Origin of the sequence: Paenibacillus sp. BIHB 4019 (assembly GCF_002741035.1) — a bacterium.
Taxonomy (GTDB): Bacteria; Bacillota; Bacilli; order Paenibacillales; family Paenibacillaceae; genus Pristimantibacillus.
This window is the reverse complement of record NZ_CP016808.1, coordinates 7,003,914-7,025,000: the sequence shown is the minus strand read 5'-3', so window position 1 is coordinate 7,025,000 and position 21,087 is coordinate 7,003,914. Positions and strand designations below refer to the sequence as shown.

Sequence of the window (21,087 nt, the reverse complement as noted above, 5' to 3'; positions counted from 1 at the left end):
ATCCGCTCATCGTAAGGCTGGGCTGTGATGGGGAGCGAAAATTACAGTAGCGAAGGTCATGTACTCCGGCTGCCGAGAAAAGTCTCTAGCCAGGTGAAGGTGCCCGTACCGCAAACCGACACAGGTAGGCGAGCAGAGCATGCTAAGGCGCGCGGAAGAACTCTCGTTAAGGAACTCGGCAAAATGACCCCGTAACTTCGGGAGAAGGGGTACCTCGGTAGGGTGAATAGCCCGAGGGGGTCGCAGTGAAAAGGCCCAAGCGACTGTTTAGCAAAAACACAGGTCTGTGCGAAGCCGTAAGGCGAAGTATACGGGCTGACGCCTGCCCGGTGCTGGAAGGTTAAGGGGAGCGGTTAGGGGTAACCCGAAGCTGTGAACCGAAGCCCCAGTAAACGGCGGCCGTAACTATAACGGTCCTAAGGTAGCGAAATTCCTTGTCAGGTAAATTCTGACCCGCACGAATGGCGTAACGACTTGGGCGCTGTCTCAACGAGAGATCCGGTGAAATTTTAATACCTGTGAAGATGCAGGTTACCCGCGACAAGACGGAAAGACCCCATGGAGCTTTACTGTAACTTGATATTGAACTTTGGTACGATCTGTACAGGATAGGTGGGAGCCATTGAAGCATGAGCGCCAGCTTGTGTGGAGGCGACGTTGGGATACCACCCTGATCGTATCGGAGTTCTAACCTAGGACCATGAAACTGGTTCGGGGACCGTGTCAGGTGGACAGTTTGACTGGGGCGGTCGCCTCCTAAAATGTAACGGAGGCGCCCAAAGGTTCCCTCAGAATGGTTGGAAATCATTCGGAGAGTGCAAAGGCATAAGGGAGCTTGACTGCGAGACCTACAAGTCGAGCAGGGACGAAAGTCGGGCTTAGTGATCCGGTGGTACCGAATGGAAGGGCCATCGCTCAACGGATAAAAGCTACCCTGGGGATAACAGGCTTATCTCCCCAAGAGTCCACATCGACGGGGAGGTTTGGCACCTCGATGTCGGCTCATCGCATCCTGGGGCTGAAGTAGGTCCCAAGGGTTGGGCTGTTCGCCCATTAAAGCGGTACGCGAGCTGGGTTCAGAACGTCGTGAGACAGTTCGGTCCCTATCTGTCGCGGGCGCAGGAAATTTGAGAGGAGCTGTCCTTAGTACGAGAGGACCGGGATGGACGTACCGCTGGTGTACCAGTTGTTCCGCCAGGAGCACCGCTGGGTAGCCAAGTACGGACGGGATAAGCGCTGAAAGCATCTAAGCGCGAAGCCCCCCTCAAGATGAGATTTCCCAATTAGTAAGACCCCTTGAAGACGACGAGGTTGATAGGTTCGGGGTGGAAGCGCAGCAATGCGTGCAGCTGACGAATACTAATCGGTCGAGGGCTTATCCTAAACAACACGCTAAAGTTTCAGACTTTGTCTTTCGCATCCAGTTTTCAGTGTGCAACACACATAGGAAACTTTAGCTTCATATTGCAAGCCTGTCACTAATCATGTGGCAGGCTTGTTTATTTTTACACAAAAACGAATATATCATTTGCCTAACTTTATACATAGCCGATATTGTATGAAAACACTCGTTAATGTTCAATAAATAGCTTAAACCCCATTGAAACGGGCGTACAACAGCATTTAAGGCTGTTTTCCAAACCGTTAACGCTTTCAGGCAACGGCTGATCGTCTAGCCCTTGTGCTAAAATGAACGGGAAAGATGAAGTTCATGTAAATAGAGAGAGGCAGGGGCAGTATACATATGCGAACATGGCCGAGATTGGACTATTTTTTCAGCAGGGGAGCGGCTATTCCACCAGAGAGAAGGCTAGGCAGGGAGGCCATTATCTCAATTGTCATTCATGGTTGTTTTCAATTTGGCGCATCCATGTCTGGATTGTTTCTGAATTTGTACTTGTGGCGGTTAACGCAGGATTTAACGGTAAATGCGCTCTACAACATTATTGTATTTCTAATGACCCCGATTACGTTTGCAGTTGGAGGCTGGATCGCGAAACGCAAAGACCGAATGGTGACGTACAGGATTGGCATCGTTTTAATAGCTGTCTTTTATTTAATGGTCGTTATTACGGGTGAGCAGGTCGTTAATTATTATGTTTTGTTCGCCATATGTAATGGTATTGCAGGGGGACTATATTGGACCGGATATTTAGTCATCCAATATGATGTTTCTACAGAGGCGAATCGGATTCGTTTTCTAGCGCTGAATATGATTGTGTTCAACACGGCCGGATTGCTGGGCCCGGCGCTGGCCGGATTTATTATTTCCCGTAATGAAGGGCTGCAGGGATATGTTATTATTTTTTTACTCGCCTTCGTTATGTTTGTTATAGCGGCCATTGTGAGCTTCCGGATTCCCATTGTGAAATCGCATCACCGTGCTTATTATTTAAAATTTATGGGGCTTGCGATGAATAAAAACAGGCGGTGGTTCAAGGCGCTTGTCAGCTTTTTTATACTTGGGCTTTTTCAAGGGATTATGTTGTTTTTACCGAATATTTTATTGTTTCAGACGGTGGGGCGTGAGGATCGGGTCGGTTACTTAGGCGTAGCCTTTTCTGCACTTACCGTAATGACGGGGTATGTCATATCTAGGAAAGCACAGAAGGAGCAAGTCCAGAAGTATGTGCTATTTTCTACAACAGGAGTCGCCATAGGGGCTGCGCTGCTGCTGATTGCAGTTGATTTTTGGTCCGTGCTTTTGTTTATGATTTTATTCTCCATCTGCAATCCGCTTGCGGTCAATACATTGACCTCTTATTATTACCGGCTAATTGGCACACTTCCTCTTAAAGGGCAACTTCGTGTAGAATGCGTCGTTATGCGTGAGTTGTTTCTGAATGTCGGCAGAGTGGTGTCGATTGGCTGCTTGATCTTGTTTGCTGGCGATGTGACGTCTGTCTGGCTGCCGGTTGTGCTGTTCGGGGCTGCACTCGCACAATATTTGCTATCTTTATTAATTAGCGAGAAGCAGCCCGATCAAGCAAAGGCATCTGAACGTGCAGGAGGCTAGACAGCATTTCAACAACAGGCAAACGCAGGATAAGCTAATCGTCTTTACGGCCATAGCTTCGGGCAAATCGCATAATCCGGTTGTAGGCGCGGCGATCAATCCATTTTAACGGACGGAATTGGGGATGGTTGGAATTGACCTCCAATATCCACAGGTGCGTATTGCGGTCCATGGCAAAATCGATGCCCATTTCATACATGCCCGCTTTATGCTTGCTGAGGGCACGGGCTACTGTCAATGAGTGCTGTGTCAAATGGCTTATGAGCTCGCTGCCTTTGGCATCATTATATCCCTTGCGATGCAGCAGCTTCTTCATCGTCCAAATTTCGCCGCCCTGATGGTAGTTGGTGACGATTTTACCTTTGGCGCCTACTTTAATAAGGAAGCCGGTAAAATGCCATATGCCGCCCGGTTTTCGCTGAACCATGGCACGAATATCGTAGGGACGATTTTCGACTTGATCGAGGCTGACTGCTTGCTGAATAATAAGGCGGGAAGGCCTGGCAGGCAGCAAATGATCATAAACGTCATCTAGACTGTGAAAAGATTTGGAAAGCTGCTCTTTGCTTTTTGTATAAAGGAGCTTGTAGCCGTCATTTAGGGGCTCAAGCTTATGCACACCGACGCCAAGCGAGCCGATATTTGGCTTAATGTATAGCGCGTGATGGGCAGCAGCCATCATCTTCAGATTGGATAAGGTGAAACTGGTGGTGCTTGGTATGAGCGGTTTAGTTGAAGCATGGTTTTGCAAAAAACGGCACACCTTCAGCTTGCCGCGAATGGTCGCGCTGCGATACGTTTTCGTATACATCATTGTCACCTCGTAGCCAGTGTATGATAGCAGGAAACAACGAAATTGTACGGATAACTAGAATGTTTACGAAAAATAATGAAATCAGCAAAAGCCCTCTATCGCTTGTATCAAGCGACGGAGGGCTTTTGCCTGAAGGAAGAAGGGGCCAAGGCTCATCCTCATATAGGCCGAATGACGAAAAGCTCACTTGGGGTTGTTGGAAATAGGAGCTGCCTAGCAGACGATTTAGGGTTAGAGATGAAAAGTTAAGCGCTTAGCTCCAAATCCACCTCTATAAGCATGAGCAGAGGGCTGACAATCGTTACGCCGAATAGGGGAACGGAAAGTATTTCCTCGGCAATATTTTGGATTGCGAACAGTTGCTCAAGTTCAGTGCTGTCTTCTGGCTGGGTTAGGGAATATCTATTATGTAGCTGAGCCATCCCTTGAAACGAAACGATTGGCTGATCACCTAGCTGCTCATGATTTCAATTTCCTCAGTAAGGAATAATAGGCTGCTTGAGTTCAATGGATGAGCTAAGGAGAGCACAACTATGAGAGTGATTAATAAAGTAAGCTTGGTATATCGAAGCTTCGCATGCATAGAGGTAAGCTCGTAAAGAACGGTAAAGCTCCCTCCCAGTATTTAGAGGCAATGAAATGGATTTTAAAAGAAAATATGTAAATTAAACGGAATTTCAATAGGTACTAATAAAATTTGGTACTATGTCCAGCTATGCACCATCTAGTAAGATAAAGTAGCAATACACTTTAAGATAGACAACAAGCTAATAGATGGCGGTGAGGGTTATGCATGCAAGAAACAAGCATAAGCAACAACGGAATGTACGAATATGGGGAACGGGCTCCTACTTGCCATCCCAAATGGTGACAGCGGAGCAGCTGGACGAAAAACTGAATAAGCCGCAAGGCTGGGTATATAAAAAATCAGGCGTGAAAATCAGGCATTACGCAGCTGGCGAAGCCGCGTCAGTCATGGGCGCAAAGGCTGCCTTTGCCGCTTTGGAGGATGCAGGACTTGAGCTTGACGATATGGACTGCATCATATGTGCCAATGCGATTCCTGAGCAGCTTATCCCTTGCACGGCGGCGCTCATTCAAGATGAGATGTGGGCAGGCGAATCAGGTATTCCTTGTTTCGACATAAATACGACCTGCTTGTCGTTTCTAGCGGCGCTTGATATGGTGTCTTATATGATAGAAGCGGGCAGATACGACACAGTGCTGCTTGTATCGCCGGAAATTGCATCAAGCGGCCTTAATGACAGGCATCCCGAAAGCGCTACGCTGTTCGGTGACGGGGCAGCAGCGGTAGTCATTGGCAGAAGTGGTGAAGGCGAAAGCTCATCCATTATCGCCTCCCGTATGGAGACGTACGGATCGGGACGCGAGCTGTCGGAAATTCGCGGAGGCGGATCAGGATTGCCTTCTACACAGTACGGGGCGGCAAATGCGGAGCAATATTTGTTTGCGATGCAGGGCGAGGCGCTGTTTCGCAAAACGTCTAAGCTGCTGCCCGACTTTATCGAGCGGCTGTTTAAGGAGGCGGGCATCGACATGTCCGAACTGAAGCTCGTAGTTCCGCATCAAGGCAGCGCCCTTGCTATGCGGCTGCTTCAGAAAAAGCTTGGCATTGCGCCCGAGCAGTTCATGAACATTATTGAAAATCACGGCAATATGATTGCGGCTTCTCTGCCGATGGGCATTCATCTGGCCATCCAGCAGGGCCGCTTGCAGCGTGGTGACCGCTTTGCGCTCATTGGCATTTCAGCGGGCATTTCGTTAGGCGGGATGATTATTGAATATTAAAACAGGCCAAGAGCAGGAAATACGCACCGGGCGGCGCATTCTTATTACGGGCGGAAGAGCGCCAGCTGCGCTGGATTTAGCCCGTCAGCTGGCGGAGCAGGGTTATGAGGTTTATGCAGCGGACAGCATGGCGAGTCCGCTCATTCGCTTTTCAACCTGCATTAAGCGTTATGAGGTGCTTCCAGCGCCACGAGTGGACGAGGCGGCATTTGGCAAAGCGCTTGCGGCAATGGTGGAAAAGTACAGCATCGAGCTGCTTATTCCAACCTGCGAGGAAATTTATTATATTGCCAAGCTGCGCGGCAAGCTTGGAAGCTGCATGGTTTTCACCGATGAAGCGGAAAAGCTCACCGCCCTGCACAGCAAATGGGCGTTTATTGAGATGGTTCGGGAGGCGGGGCTTGCCGCCCCAGAGACGAAGCAGCTGCGTTGCTACACTGAGCTAAAACAGCTGCATAATTCCGCTTCAGAGCAAATATGGGTGCTGAAGCCGGTCTATTCCCGCTTTGCAACGAAAGTGCATATATGGCATGCAAACGAGTCGCCGCCTCCTGCTGCGGAACTGCAGCTATCCGCAGATTCCCCTTGGGTAGCCCAAGCTTACGTAGCAGGACAGGAATATTGCACGTATTCGATTGCAAAAGAAGGCAAGCTGCTTGCCTATTCCGACTACGCAGTCGACTTTACTGCTGGACGGGGAGCCAGCACCTTCTTTCAGGCATGCCATCAGCCGCAGCTGCGGCAATGGGTGGAGACGTTTGCCGCGCATACGCAGTTTACAGGCCAAATCGCTTTTGATTTTATAATAGACGAGAGCGGCGCGGTATGGCCGCTTGAGTGCAATCCGCGAGCGACGAGCGGATTGCATCTGTTCGACAAGCGCGATCGGCTCGGCCGCGCCTTGTGGGGGACAGGCCAGCGCAGCAGCATCATTATGCCGCAGCAATCGCGGGGCAAAATGATCGCGGCAGCGATGCTGGCCTATGGGCTCTCGCAGCAGCGGCGCCAGCGCGGGCTATGGCGCGGCTCTTGGCACTGGCTGGCGTGCATGGCAGGCGGCCGGGATGTTATTTTCAGCTGGAAGGACCCTGGTCCATTTCTGATGCAAGGTTATGTTTGGTTTGATTTATGGCGGCGGGCACGCAAGGCGGAGCAGCCGCTTATTGCTTTTACAACTGCTGATATTGAATGGAATGGATGAGAAAGGAGGAGGCGAGGATGAACATACTGGTAACAGGGGCTACCGGATTTTTAGGCGAAAATGCGGTATATCGGCTGCTGAAGGAAGGCCATACGGTGACCGCAGCCGGGCGTAATCAAGAGGCAGGCAGGCGGCTCAGCGAGGCGGGAGCGGCATTTTTACAGCTGGATTTAGCCTCCCGTGCAATGAGCGAAGCGATTGCCGGTCATGACGCCGTGTTTCATTGCGGCGCCTTGTCTTCGCCTTGGGGCAAGTATCGCGACTTCTATGCATCCAATGTTATGGGCACGCGCCATGTCATACAAGGCTGCCTGGAGCAAGGCGTCCAGCGGCTGGTGCATGTGTCGACGCCTTCGATCTATTTTGACTATCGCCATCGCTTTAATATTGCAGAGCATGAGCCGCTGCCGAAAGCAGCGGTCAATCATTATGCGGCGACGAAGCTGCTTGCCGAGCAAGAGGTTGACCGCGCTTATCGTGAGCAGGGATTGCGCGTGGTGACGATCCGGCCGCGGGCGTTGTTCGGGCCTGGCGATAAGGCGATTTTTCCAAGGCTGCTGCGGGCAAATGACAAACGGTTTATTCCCGTGTTCGGAAGCGGTCAGCCGCTTGTCGATATTACGTATGTGGATAATGTGACGGAAGCGCTCATGCGCTGTCTGTACGCCGATCCGATTGTGCTTGGACAGAAATACAATATTACGAATGGCGAGCCTATTCAGCTGTGGGAAGCTATGGCGAGGCTGTTTGACATGCTAAATAAACCGATCCGGACCAAGAAGATTGCATACCCCGCGGCGTATAGTGCGGCCTCTTTGCTGGAGCTGGCGGCGAAGCTGCCGGGGCTTGCCAAAGAACCGCTGCTGACCCGTTATACGGTCGGCATTCTTGCGTTCAGCCAAACGCTTTCTATCGAGAAGGCACAGCGGGAGCTGGGCTATCGGCCTCTTGTGAGCGTCGAGGAAGGGCTTAGGAGGTTCGCAGCTTGGTGGAAAGAGCAGGAGGAGACACGATGAAAATAACTTTTCATAATACGGGCTGCTGCAAGCAGCTGGAGGCGCTGGCGATTAGCGGGGGGCGCTGGCGGCAGCAAGCATTTCCGGGTATTTTTGCTATAATGGAACATCCTGTGCTAGGGCCGGTATTATTTGATACCGGCTATTCGCCGCGCTTTCTCGAAGCGACGAAGCGGCTGCCTTATGCGCTTTACCGCTGGACGACCCCCGTTACGCTTGCCGGGGAACGCTCTGCGGCGGAGCATGTGCAGGCTGCAGGCTATTCGCTGCGCGAGGTTAAGCATATTATCGTCTCGCATTTCCATGCCGACCATGTTTGCGGCTTGCGGGATTTTCCCGAGGCGACGTTTATTTGCTCGCAGCAGGCATATGCGGCTGTCCAGCCGCTGAACGGATTTGCAGCGGTAAAAAAAGCTTTTTTGCCCGAGCTGCTGCCGCCTGATTTTGCCAAGCGGACACGCTGGATCGAGCAGTCAAACGAGGTGGAGCTGCCAGCGAAATATGCCCCCTTCCATAAGGGATACGATTTATTTAATGATGGAAGCGTAACGGCTATCCGTTTGTCCGGCCATGCGGCCGACCAATTCGGGCTGCTGCTGCAGGGCGATACGGGGCAGGAGCTGCTGCTCGGTGCAGACGCCAGCTGGTCGGAGGCGGCGGTGCGGGAAAATCGCCCTCCTCATGCGCTAGCCTCCATCGTGTTCGACAACCGGGAGGAGTTTAAGGAAACGTTCGACCGGCTCGTCGAGCTGAAACGGAGAAATCCGGAGCTCCAGCAAATTTTCACGCATTGCGGGGAAACGTGGAAACGCTGCACAGCGTGGCAGGAGGCGAGAGCATGAGAGTATTAAGGCTGCTGGTCTATTATGTGCTGACACGGGTGCGCTCCCGGCGCTTTCGCAGCCGGAAGGCGCTGGAAGCCTGGCAGCACCGCAAAGTTGTGGCACTTGTGAAGCGGGTACGCCAGCAATCGCCCTTTTACCGAAGCTATTATCAAGGGCTGGATGCACATAATTGGCGCAGCTTCCCAACGATCGATAAAGCGGTAATGATGGACCATTTTGACCAGCTGAACACAGCGGGTATTACGAAGGAGGAAGCATTCCGAATCGCGCTGCGCGCCGAGCGGGAACGGGACTTCTCCGCGCAGATCGGCGATATTGCGGTCGGCCTGTCGTCAGGCACATCAGGCAGCCGGGGCTTGTTTCTGGTCAGTGCCAAGGAACGCGCAGCATGGGCGGGAACGGTACTGGCAAAGGCGCTGCCAGCCTCGCTGCTTGTGCGGCAGCGGATCGCTTTTTTTCTGCGGGCGGACAGCCATTTGTACCAAAGCGTGCGCTCCAAGCGGCTGCAATTCCGTTTTTACGACATGATCCATCCAGTAGAGGACAATGTGCGATTGTTAAGCGAGCAGCAGCCGACGCTGCTGGTTGCACCGCCGTCCATGCTGCGGCTGCTCGCTGAAGCGCAGCTTGCCGGAGAGCTGTTCATTGCGCCGGGTAAAGTGATCTCGGTTGCAGAAGTGCTTGAGCCGCTGGACAAGCAGCTTATTGAGCAGGCTTTTGGCGTGCGCGTCGATCAAATTTATCAATGTACAGAAGGCTTCCTCGCTGCTACCTGCTCACAGGGCACCCTGCATCTGAACGAGGATATACTCGTCATTGAGAAGGAATATGTGGACGAGGAGCAGCGTATCTTCTCGCCAATCATTACTGACTTTTCACGGGAAACGCAGCCTATCGTGCGATATCGGCTTAATGATTTGCTGACGGAGGCGACGCAGCCTTGTGCCTGTGGCTCCAGCTTTACGGCGATTGCCTCCATTGAAGGCAGGACGGATGATTTATTTTATGGACGCGATGCGGATACACAGCGGCTTGTGCCGATTTTTCCCGATTTTATAAGGCGGGCGGTCATTATGTCCTCAGAGCGTATTAAGGAATACAAGGTCGTTCAGCAATCGGATCGGCAGCTGGAAGTAGCTCTGCGCGTCGATGGAGCGCCAGAGGAGCTGCACCCGGAGCTTGCCGCTGCGCTGTCCAAGCTGTTTACTTCACGCGGCTGCATGGCGCCGCTGATTGCATTTGTCCCATATGAAGCGGATCAGGGGCTGCGCAAGCTGCGGCGGGTAGAGCGAAAGTGGAAGGTTTAGAACGGATGAAGGAAAGAAAGGAGGGTCAGCTTTGCCCCTAACTAAGACGGTCGTTAAAGAGCTGGACCTTACAGAAATAACAGCGCTTGCCGCAACAAAAAAGGGGGAACGAAATAAAGCGGCTGATTATATGCTTCCCTTGATGCAAAACGGGGTAAAATTATTTATCCGCAACGTGCGCACGGAGCTGCGGCTGCTGCAGGCGGGCCAAGCATGGCTGCCCCTGACGGTTAATGAGCAGGAATATGACAATTCTTATGTGTGCTCCCCTTATGGAACGTATGTCAAGTATGCGGAAGAAGAGCTTTATTTGTTGGAAAATCCGCTGCTGCGCTTCCTGTGCGGCTCCTTGCTTAAGGCGATTGCGCCGCTGCTCCGCTGGGCTCAAATTGATCGAAACGTCCATGTGAACAACTGGCTGCTTTCAACGAATTTGTACACTGAAATAAGCTCGTATGAGCTGGAGGGAGCTACACAGACGTTAACAGCAAGCTATCCGAAGCATGCAATTATTTATCGTTCGCTGAACAGGCGCACAAATGAGAAGCTGCTTGCGCAATTGCTGCAGCAGGGCTATGTGCTGGTCCCGAGCAGGCAGGTTTATTTTTTCAATGGAGCCGATCCGTTGTACTTGAAGAAAAAGAATACGAAGTGGGACCGCAAGCTGCTCGCCCAGTCTGGCTATCGTATCGTACCCCATGCTGAACTTGGCGAGCCGGACTATGAGCGCATTGCGGAGCTGTATGACCTGCTGTATGTGGGCAAATATTCGGCGCTCAATCCCCAGTTTACCGCTGAATATATTCGCCACTGCCATCAGAAAGGTCTGCTGGAAATGACCGGGCTCCGCGATGAGAAAGGGGTTTTGCAAGGCGTGATGGGCTGTTTTATTCATGGGGAGGTCATATCGGTACCGCTGGTCGGCTACAATACGGCGCTTCCCCAGCATAATGGCCTTTACCGAATACTGATGCATTTGGCGATGCAAGCCGCTGCGGATCGCGGACAGCTGCTGCATCTCAGCTCTGGGGCGGCTAATTTTAAGCGCATTCGCGGGGCGGAAGCGGAAATGGAATACAGTGCGGTGTACATCAGGCATCTTTCGGCAGGGAGGAGAGCGGTATGGAGCGGTCTTAGCAAGCTTTTATTGGCGGCCGGCGTTCCGCTTATGAGAAAATATAAGCTGTAAGAAGAAAATTTTCGCTGCTTGAGGAGATAATGCAATAAAATTCAAAAAAGTTTCAAACCTGTAAAGTATAATGAAAGAGTAGGTATAAATACATATTCTTCATTTGAGAGCGCAGGTGTTTTGAAGATGGACAACGGCAATCAATTGTTTTTGGGAAAGCAGCTGGCTCTAGATTTATTTAACCATAACGGGGTGCTAGTTGCTCCTGTCCATACGGTATTGGATCAGGAACAGCTGGATTTGATTTATCGTCATGCGATTGAACTGGAAGAAAGAGATATTAAGCGGGACAAGGGAAAATCGCAGGCGCAGGGAAAGATGGACAACTGTACGCAATACATGGCGGAGCTATTTGAGCAAATTCGTTATGCCAAGCAAATTCCAGTGCTTCAGATCCGGGAAAAAATCATACCTTCGATAAATGAGCTGACGGACCTTCCTGATTTTTACGAATTGCTGGGAGCTTTGCAATCCAAAGATGATTATTCTTACCGCCATAATATAGGGGTAGGTGTATTATCTACATTAATTGGAAAATGGATGGATATGGATGAACGCGATCTCATGCAGCTTACGATGGCGGCCACGCTCCACGATATCGGCAAAACGAAAATTTCAAATGAAATTTTGAACAAGCCCGCATTGCTTGATCCGAAAGAGTTTGACCTGATGAAAAAGCATACGATATTTGGCTATGAGATGCTAAAAGAAACGGTTGGCATTAATCATATTCAAGCTTTGGTAGCGCTTCAGCATCATGAACGGCAAGATGGTAGCGGTTACCCGCTCGGCCTGCGCTCTGAGCAAATCGCCCCGCTTAGCAAAATCGTAGCAGTAGCTGACGTTTTCCATGCAATGACTTCTGATCGGCCATATCGCAAAGCACTGCCCTTTTATGAGACGCTTATCCAAATGAACAATAATATTTTTGGCGAGTTTGATCCGCAAATCAGCAAGCTGTTTATGGACAAAATGATGCAGTCGATGCTAGGGCATCAAGTGCTGCTCACCAACAATGAAATCGGCTCCATCGTATTGATCAATCCGCAAAATGCGCTTAGACCGTTAGTGAAAATGAATGACGACTTTATTGATTTAAGCAGAGATACGAGTTTGCATATTCTCAAAGTTGCGCCTTAAGGCAAGCCGCATGCTATTTCTGTGGAAAACGCCGTTGCAGCAAGGCAGGTAAAGGACATTTATGATAATAATAACGATTTTATCCGTTACATTCACATTGTTTTTTTTCAGCAAGCAGCTCATAAATGCTCTGCTTCATATGGATTTATTTCGCTTCGAAGTTAGAAAGAAACTTTTGTTTGGCGTGGTATACGGCGTTTGCGGCATCTTAATCATGTGGTTTGGAGTGCCAGTATCCGAGCACGGCATCATTGATTTTAGATATTTCTTTATTATAATTGCTGCGTATTACGGGGGCCTGCATGCTTCTATGCTGGCATCTGTTCTTATTGCAGGGGGACGAATACTGCTGTTTGGCGGCTTAAATGACGCCTCCATCGCCGCTGCGGCATTTATTTTCTTGCTAGGGGTATTAACAGGCCTTATTTTTGTAAACAAGCGCCTAGGCGGATTTTGGACAAAATGGAGCATTTCTTTGCTGGTGCTACTGGCATTGCTTTATGTAAATGCTTGTTATACATATGGAATGGAATGGTCCAGCCCGATTTTAAAATATCTGTTCCCGCCGATGCTATCGAGCGGCCTTGTCGTCGCATATTGCGTGCGTTATTTGACGCAGCGCGATGAGATGTTCCAGCAAAAGGAGCAGGAAGCGACAACGGATTTTCTCACTCAGCTGGCTAATGTCAGAGCTTTCGATGCGGAGTTTAACCGTTTATTTATTCAGGCAGAGAGCGGAAAGGAGCCGCTTGCTCTCCTGTTTCTGGATATTGATTATTTCAAAAAAATAAATGATACGTACGGCCACCCCGCAGGAGATGCTGTTTTGCGCGAACTCGCGGCTATTGTAAGGCGCACGGTTAGGGCAGAGGATGTCGCCTCGCGCTATGGCGGCGAGGAATTTTCCATTTTGCTGCCTAATTGTTCACCGTCCGGCGCTTATGCTTTGGCAGAAAATTTGCGCAGCAAAATTGAGAGCTGCCGTATTCCCGTTAATGACAAGGAAACGGTAGGTGTGACCGTCTCGATCGGCATTGCCTGTTATCCGGAGGTTGAACAGGAGTTTCTAATTGATTATGCCGATCAGGCCTTGTATCAGGCTAAGCTCTCTGGCAGAAACAAGACGATATTGTGGCGCTCTTAAAGCTGCCTGGTTTCATGCTAACCGTCTTGCCTACTCTCCTGAAATATCCTTGCTTCATGGCGCCAGCCTTATGGCTTCAGCTTTTCGAGGCCAAGCTGGCGCGCAGTGCGGCTGCCAATCGCTCGATTCCTATTTCCATTTGCTCGGGCTCCGGCCGGGCATAGCTTAGACGAATGAAGCCTTCCTCCGAGCCATACACACTGCCAGGAACGAACACAAGCCCTCTCTGAATACTTTCTTCCAGCAGGCGATGATCGCTGATGTTCTCCTTGGATTTACACCATAGATTTAGCCCTCCTGGGTGCGCGGTAAATGCGAGTTTTTCTGAAAAATAATGCTCCAGCGCACCGATCATTCGCTGCTGCTTGGCCTCAAGCGCCTTTCGCAACATTTGCAAATGCAGCGGAAATTCGTTTGAAGCGAGCAGGCGGCCAGCCAGCCACTGAGGCAAAATGCTAAGGCCAAAGTCCATTTGCTGCCTCGCATCGGCGAGGCGGCTCACAACCGTTTGCGGTGCGACCAGCCAGCCGATTCGCAGGCCCGATGCCGCGATTTTGGATAATGAGCCAATATAGAGCACGATATCCTCCTTGTCCAGCGCTTTTAGTGATGGCAAAGCCTGATGGTGAAAGGAAGTCAGGCTGAACGGGTCGTCCTCTACAATCGGAATACGCAGCTCGGCAGCTATGGCTAATACGCGCTGCCTTTTTTCCATGCTCAAAGAAGTGCCTGTCGGATTTTGATAGTTCGGATTGAGAAAAAGCATGCGAATGCGATGCTCGCGGTACAATCGCGCAATATCATCCGGATCAATGCCGTCATGATGAACCGGAAGACGGCAAATACGCAGTCCCGCAGATTGGAACATCGGCAGCGAATAGCAGTAGGAGGGATCTTCGATCGCAACGGCATCTCCTGGTGCAAGCAAACATTGCGTTATTAAATAGAGCGATTGCTGCGAGCCGGAAGTAACGAGAATAGAAGCTTCAGGAGCGGCAATGCCCTGTTTCCGCAAAAAAGCGCTTAGCTCCACCCGCAGCTGCGGATTGCCCTGTGGATGATCATAGCCAAGCGGCTCCGTGAATGGCTGCTCCTGCATAATGGACTGGAGCAGTCCGCTCGGAAACAGCGGCTCCGCCAGCTCGCCGCTCGCCATGTCAATCATTTGGCCATGATGCCGCATGGATGAACGAATGCGCCTCATAAAGGGCAAATTAGGCAGGAAGCTGCCTCCTTCTGCATATTGCCGCCAATTCGGCGTATGCGAGGGGGATATCCCCCATTTACTGCGGCTCACGGTTGTGCCGCTCCCTACCTTGCTTTCCACCAAGCCGGCTGAGCGCAGCTCGGCATACGCTTGTACAATCGTGCTGCGATTAACGCCTAATTGCTCCGCCAGTTTGCGTTCGGAGGGAAGCGGGCTGCCTGGCGGATATTCGCCGGAGGCAATGCTGCGTTCCAGCAGCTCGGCAATCTGCAAGTAAACAGGCGTTTTTAATGTTCGATCCAGCTTCCACGTCATGCCTACACCCCGTTCATTATCGATTTGTCTAATTCGAATTATTCCATTCATTATAGTACATTTTGGCGAATTGGATGGTCATTTTAGTTGATAAATGGATGGTTACATGATCAGCCAATCCATTTATGATTGTTAATAAGAAAGGTGGCTGCCCATGTAGAGGCAGTTGTCTTAGGGCGGGGGATGAACATATGGAGCACCACAAGGTGAAAGTTGGCGTTGTGCAGGCTGCGCCTAGTTTATTGGATAAGCAATCGGCGTTCAAGCAAATAGCTGCCTATGCCGGCGAAGCAAGCAGACAAGGGGTCAAGCTGCTGGTGTTTCCTGAAGTTTTTATCTCCGGTTACCCGCGCGGCATGACGTTTGGGAATCGCGTTGGAAGCCGAACAGCAGAGGGACGGGAAGACTTTCGCCGTTATGCGGAAAGTGCAATAACAATTCCGGGCGAGGATACCGATCGGTTAGGGGAAATTGCTGCCGAAAATGGCTTATATCTAATCGTTGGTGCGCTGGAGCGCGATCAGGAATTTAGCGGTGCGACTTTATATAATTCAATCGTGTATGTAGGTCCTGATGGCAGGCTGCTTGGCAAACATCGAAAGCTTATTCCTACAGCTGCGGAGCGTCTGCTTTGGGGGCAAGGAGATGGCAGCACGCTAACGGTTATCCCAACCCCTTTTGGACGAATAGGCGGCTTGATTTGCTGGGAAAACTATATGCCGCTAGCTCGGACCGCCATGTATGCGAAAGGTATAGACATTTTTATAACGCCTACTGCGGATGCCCGCGATACATGGCAATCGACGATTCGTCATATTGCCTGCGAAGGCCGCTGCTATGTGCTGTCGAGTAATCAGTTTGCTACGAAGTCCTTGTATCCGAAGGATTTGGCAAGCTTTGCCGAGCTGGAGCAGATGGATGAGGTGCTGAGCAGGGGCGGCAGCGCTATCGTTGGGCCGCTAGGGGAATATATAGCAGAGCCTGTTTATGGGCGGGAGGCGCTGCTCGTGGCAGAGCTGGATATGTCGAAAATCGCCGAAAGCCGATTTGACTTTGATGTGGTCGGGCATTACAGCCGGCCGGACGTGTTTCAACTGCATGTTAATGAATCCACGCAGTCTAATGTATTTTTTAAGAGCACATTGTAAAGGAAAAGAGCGGCTGTACAGCAGAAGGGAGCAGTATTATGGACGTACCAGTTGGCGTATGGATTTCAGCGGTTGTTATCGTCGGCATTTTAGCATGGATTACTTTTTGGATTACGAATAAGGCTTACTCCAGAAAATGGGATGAAAATGACGAAGACAAGCTGAAAAATTAAAGCAGTGCAGCGAAAGCTTCAACAGAACATGGTTTTCTATATTTCAAGTTTTTCGAACGCTTTGCCGGGTTGTAGTCAGCCTGGCAAGGCGTTTTTTTTGCATTTATGAAATATAGGAAAGTATAGCATTGCGCGATACCTTCTCTATATTTCTCGGATTGAAATACGCCGCCAAAGGACGATCCCAGCCGTTTCATCTTGTAAAAGCTCTTCCCAATAAGCGGTTTTTCAGTTAATATGAGAATATATGTTCGGTATTGGAGGCGGATTGATGAATGAAGAGTCATACATAATGGATATCATCCGGGAAGACGACTGGATGATGGACATCTTGCATACGGTGAGGGGGCTCGATTTGCCGGACTGGTGGGTATGCGCCGGGTTTGTGCGTTCCAAATTGTGGGATGTGCTGCATGATTATAAGAAGCGGACGCCGCTTGCGGATGTGGATGTTATTTATTACGATGCGGCTTCTCTAAGTGAGCCTATCGAGAAGCAGCTAGAGCAGCAACTGCGGAGTTTGAGACCTGAAATTCCTTGGTCAGTGAAAAATCAGGCGAGAATGCATGTCGTCAGCGGCTTGCCGCCTTATTCCTGCTCCGTGGATGCGATTTCCAAATTTCCTGAAACGGCGACTTCGCTTGGCGTGGCACTGGATGCGAGCGGGCAGCTTCAGCTAGCAGCTCCATGGGGAGTATCTGATGTCCTGCAAGCTGTGCTTAGGCCTACCGTTTATTATGAGCAAGGGACGGGCAATTACCACGTATACGAACAAAGAATCGTTAAGAAAAATTGGCAGGCGACATGGCCAAAGGTGAATTAAGCAGAGCAGCAGTAGGGACGACAACATTAAATCTTAACAAAAATTAGTGCTGTAAATAAGAGATTTCGCATTGACAGCCTGCCTTTTTTCACGTTTAATTAAATAGACCGTTCTCTATAATTAAGGTGGTGAAAAGGTGGCTTCAAAGCCGAATGCCCGCCAGCAGATCATAGATACAGCTATGAAGCTGTTTTGTGTGCAAGGGTATCATGCAACGGGGTTAAATCAAATTATTAAGGAAAGCTCTTGTCCGAAGGGGTCCTTGTACTACTATTTCCCTGAAGGCAAGGAGGAACTGGCGGTTGAATGTATTTCAACGATTAAGAATTCTGTGCTGGAAAAATGGCGGATAAATTTTGAGCAGAATTCTGACCCGGTAGCAGCCATTCAGGCCCATATTTCCGACATCATTCAAGATGGGAAGCAATCGCAGTTTAGAGGATTTATGCCGTTCAGCTTTTGGATGGCTGCTGAGACATGCCTCATTAGCGAAAGACTGAGATCAGCTTGCCAAGTCGTTTTTATTGAATGGCAGCAGTACATTGCCCAGCAGCTCGTTAACAATGGCACGAATGACAGCAGCGCTGCTGAAATCAGCAATGTTATTCTTTCCTTAGTGGAAGGTGCATTCATTTTGGCTATCACTCATGGGGATGAGAAGCCGCTCGTCCATATTTCGCGTCTCGTGCCGTCAATTGTTAATGGTGGCGCAGCAAGCTAGAACGACAGGTTTTACAGCAAATGAATTTTTAATTCGCAGGAGGATGACATAAGTGCAAGCAGGAACGATGCAGGAGACTTCAACTTCACCCAATAAGACTTACAAAGTCATGCCGATTATGATTTCGCTATTGCTTAGCGGATTTATCGGTTTCTTTAGTGAGACCGCTCTAAATGTAGCATTGACTGATTTAATGAGAGATTTGAGCGTTAACGAGGCCACTGTACAATGGCTTACGACTATATTTTTGCTGACGCTGGGAGTACTGGTGCCGGTTTCAGGCATGCTGCTGCAATGGTTTACAACACGGCAACTGTTTGTATGGTCATTGATTTTTTCTATTATAGGAACATTCGTAGCGGCTCTTGCACCGAACTTTGAAACGCTGCTTATTGCGCGTGTGCTTCAAGCAACGGGAACAGGGCTGCTGCTGCCGCTATTATTTAATACGATTCTCGTCATTATCCCGATTGAGAAGCGTGGCGCAGCGATGGGGATTATAGGCCTCATTATGATGTTCGCACCAGCAACGGGGCCCACTTTTGCCGGTATTTTGATCGCTAACTTAAGCTGGCACTGGATTTTCTGGGTGTCCTTGCCGTTTTTGATTATTTCCTTATTTGTAGGGCTTGTCTATTTGCAAAATGTTTCTACTTTGACTAGGCCGCGTATCGACATATTGTCGATTTGCTTGTCCACCCTCGGCTTTGGCGGTGTCGTATACGGCTTTAGCAGCGCGGGAGAAGGCGAGGGTGGATGGGGCAGCGCGAAGGTCATTATCGCGATGACCGTAGGTATCGTTGCGCTCATTTTATTCGTTATCCGCCAGCTTAAAATGAAAGAGCCAATGATTAATTTGACGACGTTTAAATACCCTATGTTTACGATCGGCTTAATTATGGTGTTTATTTGCATGATGGTTATTTTGTCGTCCATGCTGATACTGCCTATGTATTTACAGCGCGGCCTAATGATGAGCCCGTTGACCGTTGGGCTGCTTCTCCTCCCAGGCGGGCTTATTAATGGCTTCTTGTCTCCTGTAATGGGCGGACTGTTTGATAAGTATGGACCAAAATGGCTCGTTCTTCCGGGCCTGTTGGTTGTAGCGGTTGTACTGTGGTTTTTCTCTGATATTTCTACCGCGTCGACGACTGCATTGATCATCGTGCTGCATTCCCTGCTGATGATCGGGATCTCGATGATTATGATGCCGGCGCAAACGAATGGTTTGAATCAGCTTCCGCCTGAGCTGTATCCGCATGGAACAGCGATTATGAACACCTTGCAGCAGGTTGCGGGTGCCATTGGTACAGCGCTGGCAGTAAGTATCATGACAGCAGGAATGGAAAAATTCCTCAAGTCAGCAGAAGGAAACCCGGAATCGCCAGCCAACTTGGTTAGCGGATTGACCGTTGGCGTGCAAAATGCATTTATATTTGCCATGGTGCTTGCCCTTGTTGGGCTTGCTATTGCTTTCTTTATTAAGCGAGTGAAGGTGACGGCAGCAGGCGAACAAGGAGCTTAATTCCGGCTCTAAATAGAAGTCCAAATTATTTTTTTGAAACTTTTTTTGAAAAATGCTTGCGTGATGCGATGTTTTCTGATATATTATGTTTATTCGCTGTTAGCGAACATCGCGCGCGTGTGGCGGAATTGGCAGACGCACTAGACTTAGGATCTAGCGTTTCACGACGTGGGGGTTCAAGTCCCTCCACGCGCATTATGAATGGAAGAGTAAGGACTGTTTCAAGTAGTTTTTAACTACTAAGAAACAGTCCTTTTCTTTATATGTTTTTTATTTGTTATCCGCCCCTTTTTTCTCTATTAGCTGCAAGGGATGCCATCCATTACATAACATGTCCGATTTTGCTATAATGGGACGATATATGATAGCAGAAGGGAAGCGTTGGGCTTGAAACAGGTCACCATTTATGATATTGCCAAAGAGGCCAAAGTATCGGTTGCCACCGTATCCAGGGTATTGAACGATACCGCCCCGGTAAAGGGATCTACACGAGCCAAGATTGAAGAGCTTATTCAAAAATACAACTTTCAGCCTAACGCAATGGCCAGAAGCTTACTAAAAAAAGAAACCGGCATTATTGGTGTCATTGTTCCTGATCTGACCAATCCTTTTTTCCCGGAAGTGTTCGCTGGAGCGGAGGAGGAGGGACAGCAGTCGGGACATACTTTTCTGCTTAGCAATTCTATCGGGGATTACGCGAAAGAATCGGAGTATCTCAGCATTATGCGGGAGAAACGCGTCGATGGTGTTATTTTTCTAGGGGGAAGAATTAATTTAAAAAACTGCGATGAGCATTTGGTGCAGGAGCTCGTGCAGCATGCCAGCATCATTCCGACTGTGCTCGTTAACGGCGGGCTGCGCAATACGAACTTGATTAGAGTGGCTACGGACGAAGCGGTAGGTACTGCTCTCGCGGTCCGGCACCTGACCCAGCTGGGGCATACCGAAATCGGCTTCATTGGCGGGGAAAGCCATATGACGACAACTTCAATCAAGCTGCGGGCCTTCCGAAAGACGATGAAGGATGAAGGGCTGGAAATTCGGGAAAATTGGCTGCTGCCGGACAGCTTCTCCATTGATTCGGGCAAGCGCCAAATGCTGAAGCTGCTCGACATGGAAGAGAGGCCAACCGCTGTTTTCTGCGTCAACGATTATACCGCGATCGGGGCAATTAAGGCGGCGACAGAGGCTGGACTTACCATTCCAACTGACATTTCGATTGTTGGATTTGATGATATTCCTTTGGCGCATCATTTTATCCCTGAGCTCACTACCGTTTCCCAGCAGGCGCATGAGCTTGGGCGAATGGCGGTTCAAGTGCTTAAAGCGATCATGAAGAAGGAAAAGGTCAAGCAGCTTACTTCTTTGGCTCCACAGCTTATTGTTCGGCAAAGTACGGAAGCGCGGAGCGGCCAAAAGAAGGTCAGCTCGAATTAGAAGGCTGCATGGGGGAGCTTTCCGCGCCTGATGCAACAACGCCCTGAAAGAGCAGCAAGCCAGATGTTTATGGCTTGCTGCTCTTTTTTTTTTAGGCCTAATGGAATGAGCGAGACAGCGAATATTCGCATCAATCCATATCTGGAAGATCTAAACTTTAATGTTGACCATAGTAAGGATGCGAGCTATACTGAAATGGGTTTCATGAAAGCCTTTACATTTAAATGACCATCTATTAAGGGGAGCGTGCTGAACAG

18 protein-coding genes, 1 tRNA gene and 1 rRNA gene (1 of these 20 cut by a window edge) are annotated in these 21,087 nt (G+C 49.7%); 18 read left to right on the top strand and 2 right to left on the bottom strand.

Annotated features, from left to right (window positions below):
• A 23S ribosomal RNA gene (locus BBD42_RS30395) occupies positions 1–1,383 on the top strand (it extends 1,550 nt beyond the left edge of the window).
• Between the two features lie 361 nt (positions 1,384–1,744).
• Complete coding sequence (locus BBD42_RS30390; RefSeq protein ID WP_099521206.1) at positions 1,745–3,016, top strand: MFS transporter; 1,272 nt, start codon at positions 1,745–1,747, stop codon at positions 3,014–3,016.
• Positions 3,017–3,050: 34 nt separating this feature from the next.
• Here BBD42_RS30390 and BBD42_RS30385 read toward each other — a convergent pair whose 3' ends face one another.
• Complete coding sequence (locus tag BBD42_RS30385; protein ID WP_237163288.1) at positions 3,051–3,830, bottom strand: YheC/YheD family protein; 780 nt, start codon at positions 3,828–3,830, stop codon at positions 3,051–3,053.
• Between the two features lie 789 nt (positions 3,831–4,619).
• Between BBD42_RS30385 and BBD42_RS30380 the strand changes: the two genes are divergently transcribed.
• The 8 genes from BBD42_RS30380 (at position 4,620) to BBD42_RS30345 (ending at position 13,481) form a co-directional block, all read left to right on the top strand.
• Positions 4,620–5,639: a beta-ketoacyl-ACP synthase III gene (locus tag BBD42_RS30380; RefSeq protein WP_099521204.1), complete on the top strand. Its 1,020-nt coding sequence runs from the start codon at positions 4,620–4,622 to the stop codon at positions 5,637–5,639.
• Positions 5,629–6,840 carry an ATP-grasp domain-containing protein gene (locus BBD42_RS30375; RefSeq protein ID WP_099521203.1) on the top strand — a complete coding sequence of 404 codons (1,212 nt, stop codon included), beginning with the start codon at positions 5,629–5,631 and terminating at the stop codon, positions 6,838–6,840. Before BBD42_RS30380 ends, BBD42_RS30375 begins: the two co-directional genes overlap by 11 nt.
• Before the next feature lie 17 nt (positions 6,841–6,857).
• Positions 6,858–7,856 carry an NAD-dependent epimerase/dehydratase family protein gene (locus tag BBD42_RS30370; protein WP_099521202.1) on the top strand — a complete coding sequence of 333 codons (999 nt, stop codon included), beginning with the start codon at positions 6,858–6,860 and terminating at the stop codon, positions 7,854–7,856.
• On the top strand, positions 7,853–8,698 hold the full coding sequence (locus BBD42_RS30365) for an MBL fold metallo-hydrolase (RefSeq protein ID WP_099521201.1): 846 nt from the start codon (positions 7,853–7,855) through the stop codon (positions 8,696–8,698). The genes BBD42_RS30370 and BBD42_RS30365 overlap by 4 nt, the downstream gene beginning before the upstream one ends.
• Complete coding sequence (locus tag BBD42_RS30360) at positions 8,695–10,008, top strand: F390 synthetase-related protein (protein ID WP_099521200.1); 1,314 nt, start codon at positions 8,695–8,697, stop codon at positions 10,006–10,008. Before BBD42_RS30365 ends, BBD42_RS30360 begins: the two co-directional genes overlap by 4 nt.
• Before the next feature lie 31 nt (positions 10,009–10,039).
• Positions 10,040–11,197: a GNAT family N-acetyltransferase gene (locus tag BBD42_RS30355; protein ID WP_099521199.1), complete on the top strand. Its 1,158-nt coding sequence runs from the start codon at positions 10,040–10,042 to the stop codon at positions 11,195–11,197.
• Positions 11,198–11,323: 126 nt separating this feature from the next.
• Entirely contained in the window at positions 11,324–12,337 is a 1,014-nt protein-coding gene (locus BBD42_RS30350) for an HD-GYP domain-containing protein (protein WP_099521198.1), read from the top strand.
• Positions 12,338–12,398: 61 nt separating this feature from the next.
• Positions 12,399–13,481, top strand: coding sequence for a diguanylate cyclase (locus BBD42_RS30345; protein ID WP_099521197.1), 1,083 nt, complete (start codon positions 12,399–12,401; stop codon positions 13,479–13,481).
• 76 nt (positions 13,482–13,557) lie between these two features.
• Here BBD42_RS30345 and pdxR read toward each other — a convergent pair whose 3' ends face one another.
• Complete coding sequence (pdxR, locus tag BBD42_RS30340; protein WP_237163287.1) at positions 13,558–15,054, bottom strand: MocR-like pyridoxine biosynthesis transcription factor PdxR; 1,497 nt, start codon at positions 15,052–15,054, stop codon at positions 13,558–13,560.
• Between the two features lie 140 nt (positions 15,055–15,194).
• On the opposite strand from pdxR, the gene BBD42_RS30335 reads away from it, so the two are divergent.
• From BBD42_RS30335 to BBD42_RS30300, 8 genes are all read left to right on the top strand, one after another.
• Positions 15,195–16,151: a carbon-nitrogen hydrolase family protein gene (locus BBD42_RS30335; protein ID WP_099521195.1), complete on the top strand. Its 957-nt coding sequence runs from the start codon at positions 15,195–15,197 to the stop codon at positions 16,149–16,151.
• A gap of 38 nt (positions 16,152–16,189) precedes the next feature.
• The gene (locus BBD42_RS32595) at positions 16,190–16,324 is read left to right on the top strand and encodes a hypothetical protein (RefSeq protein ID WP_257790757.1); all 135 of its coding nucleotides are present in this window, start codon (positions 16,190–16,192) and stop codon (positions 16,322–16,324) included.
• Between the two features lie 271 nt (positions 16,325–16,595).
• A complete protein-coding gene (locus tag BBD42_RS30325) occupies positions 16,596–17,147 on the top strand; it encodes a nucleotidyltransferase family protein (protein ID WP_099521193.1) in 552 nt (183 codons plus the stop codon).
• 136 nt (positions 17,148–17,283) lie between these two features.
• Complete coding sequence (locus BBD42_RS30320) at positions 17,284–17,868, top strand: TetR/AcrR family transcriptional regulator (protein ID WP_099521192.1); 585 nt, start codon at positions 17,284–17,286, stop codon at positions 17,866–17,868.
• A gap of 67 nt (positions 17,869–17,935) precedes the next feature.
• Positions 17,936–19,393 (top strand): DHA2 family efflux MFS transporter permease subunit, encoded by a 1,458-nt coding sequence (locus BBD42_RS30315; protein ID WP_099521886.1) that lies wholly within the window; start codon positions 17,936–17,938, stop codon positions 19,391–19,393.
• 113 nt (positions 19,394–19,506) lie between these two features.
• Positions 19,507–19,588 (top strand) — tRNA-Leu (locus BBD42_RS30310).
• 192 nt (positions 19,589–19,780) lie between these two features.
• Positions 19,781–20,830, top strand: a complete 1,050-nt coding sequence (locus BBD42_RS30305) for a LacI family DNA-binding transcriptional regulator (protein ID WP_099521885.1) — start codon at positions 19,781–19,783, stop codon at positions 20,828–20,830.
• A gap of 30 nt (positions 20,831–20,860) precedes the next feature.
• Positions 20,861–21,058: a hypothetical protein gene (locus BBD42_RS30300; RefSeq protein ID WP_099521191.1), complete on the top strand. Its 198-nt coding sequence runs from the start codon at positions 20,861–20,863 to the stop codon at positions 21,056–21,058.
• The last annotated feature ends 29 nt before the right edge of the window (positions 21,059–21,087 follow it).

Excerpts from the sequence above, each read along its gene's own strand:
- BBD42_RS32595 (WP_257790757.1), top strand. The coding sequence starts at position 16,190 with ATGGACGTACCAGTTGGCGTATGGATTTCAGCGGTTGTTATCGTCGGC.
- BBD42_RS30360 (WP_099521200.1), top strand. The coding sequence starts at position 8,695 with ATGAGAGTATTAAGGCTGCTGGTCTATTATGTGCTGACACGGGTGCGC.
- BBD42_RS30390 (WP_099521206.1), top strand. The coding sequence starts at position 1,745 with ATGCGAACATGGCCGAGATTGGACTATTTTTTCAGCAGGGGAGCGGCT.
- BBD42_RS30365 (WP_099521201.1), top strand. The coding sequence starts at position 7,853 with ATGAAAATAACTTTTCATAATACGGGCTGCTGCAAGCAGCTGGAGGCG.
- BBD42_RS30315 (WP_099521886.1), top strand. The coding sequence starts at position 17,936 with ATGCAGGAGACTTCAACTTCACCCAATAAGACTTACAAAGTCATGCCG.
- BBD42_RS30370 (WP_099521202.1), top strand. The coding sequence starts at position 6,858 with ATGAACATACTGGTAACAGGGGCTACCGGATTTTTAGGCGAAAATGCG.
- BBD42_RS30300 (WP_099521191.1), top strand. The coding sequence starts at position 20,861 with ATGCAACAACGCCCTGAAAGAGCAGCAAGCCAGATGTTTATGGCTTGC.
- BBD42_RS30350 (WP_099521198.1), top strand. The coding sequence starts at position 11,324 with ATGGACAACGGCAATCAATTGTTTTTGGGAAAGCAGCTGGCTCTAGAT.
- pdxR (WP_237163287.1), bottom strand. The coding sequence starts at position 15,054 with ATGAATGGAATAATTCGAATTAGACAAATCGATAATGAACGGGGTGTA.
- BBD42_RS30385 (WP_237163288.1), bottom strand. The coding sequence starts at position 3,830 with ATGATGTATACGAAAACGTATCGCAGCGCGACCATTCGCGGCAAGCTG.
- BBD42_RS30380 (WP_099521204.1), top strand. The coding sequence starts at position 4,620 with ATGCATGCAAGAAACAAGCATAAGCAACAACGGAATGTACGAATATGG.
- BBD42_RS30325 (WP_099521193.1), top strand. The coding sequence starts at position 16,596 with ATGAATGAAGAGTCATACATAATGGATATCATCCGGGAAGACGACTGG.
- BBD42_RS30345 (WP_099521197.1), top strand. The coding sequence starts at position 12,399 with ATGATAATAATAACGATTTTATCCGTTACATTCACATTGTTTTTTTTC.
- BBD42_RS30335 (WP_099521195.1), top strand. The coding sequence starts at position 15,195 with ATGGAGCACCACAAGGTGAAAGTTGGCGTTGTGCAGGCTGCGCCTAGT.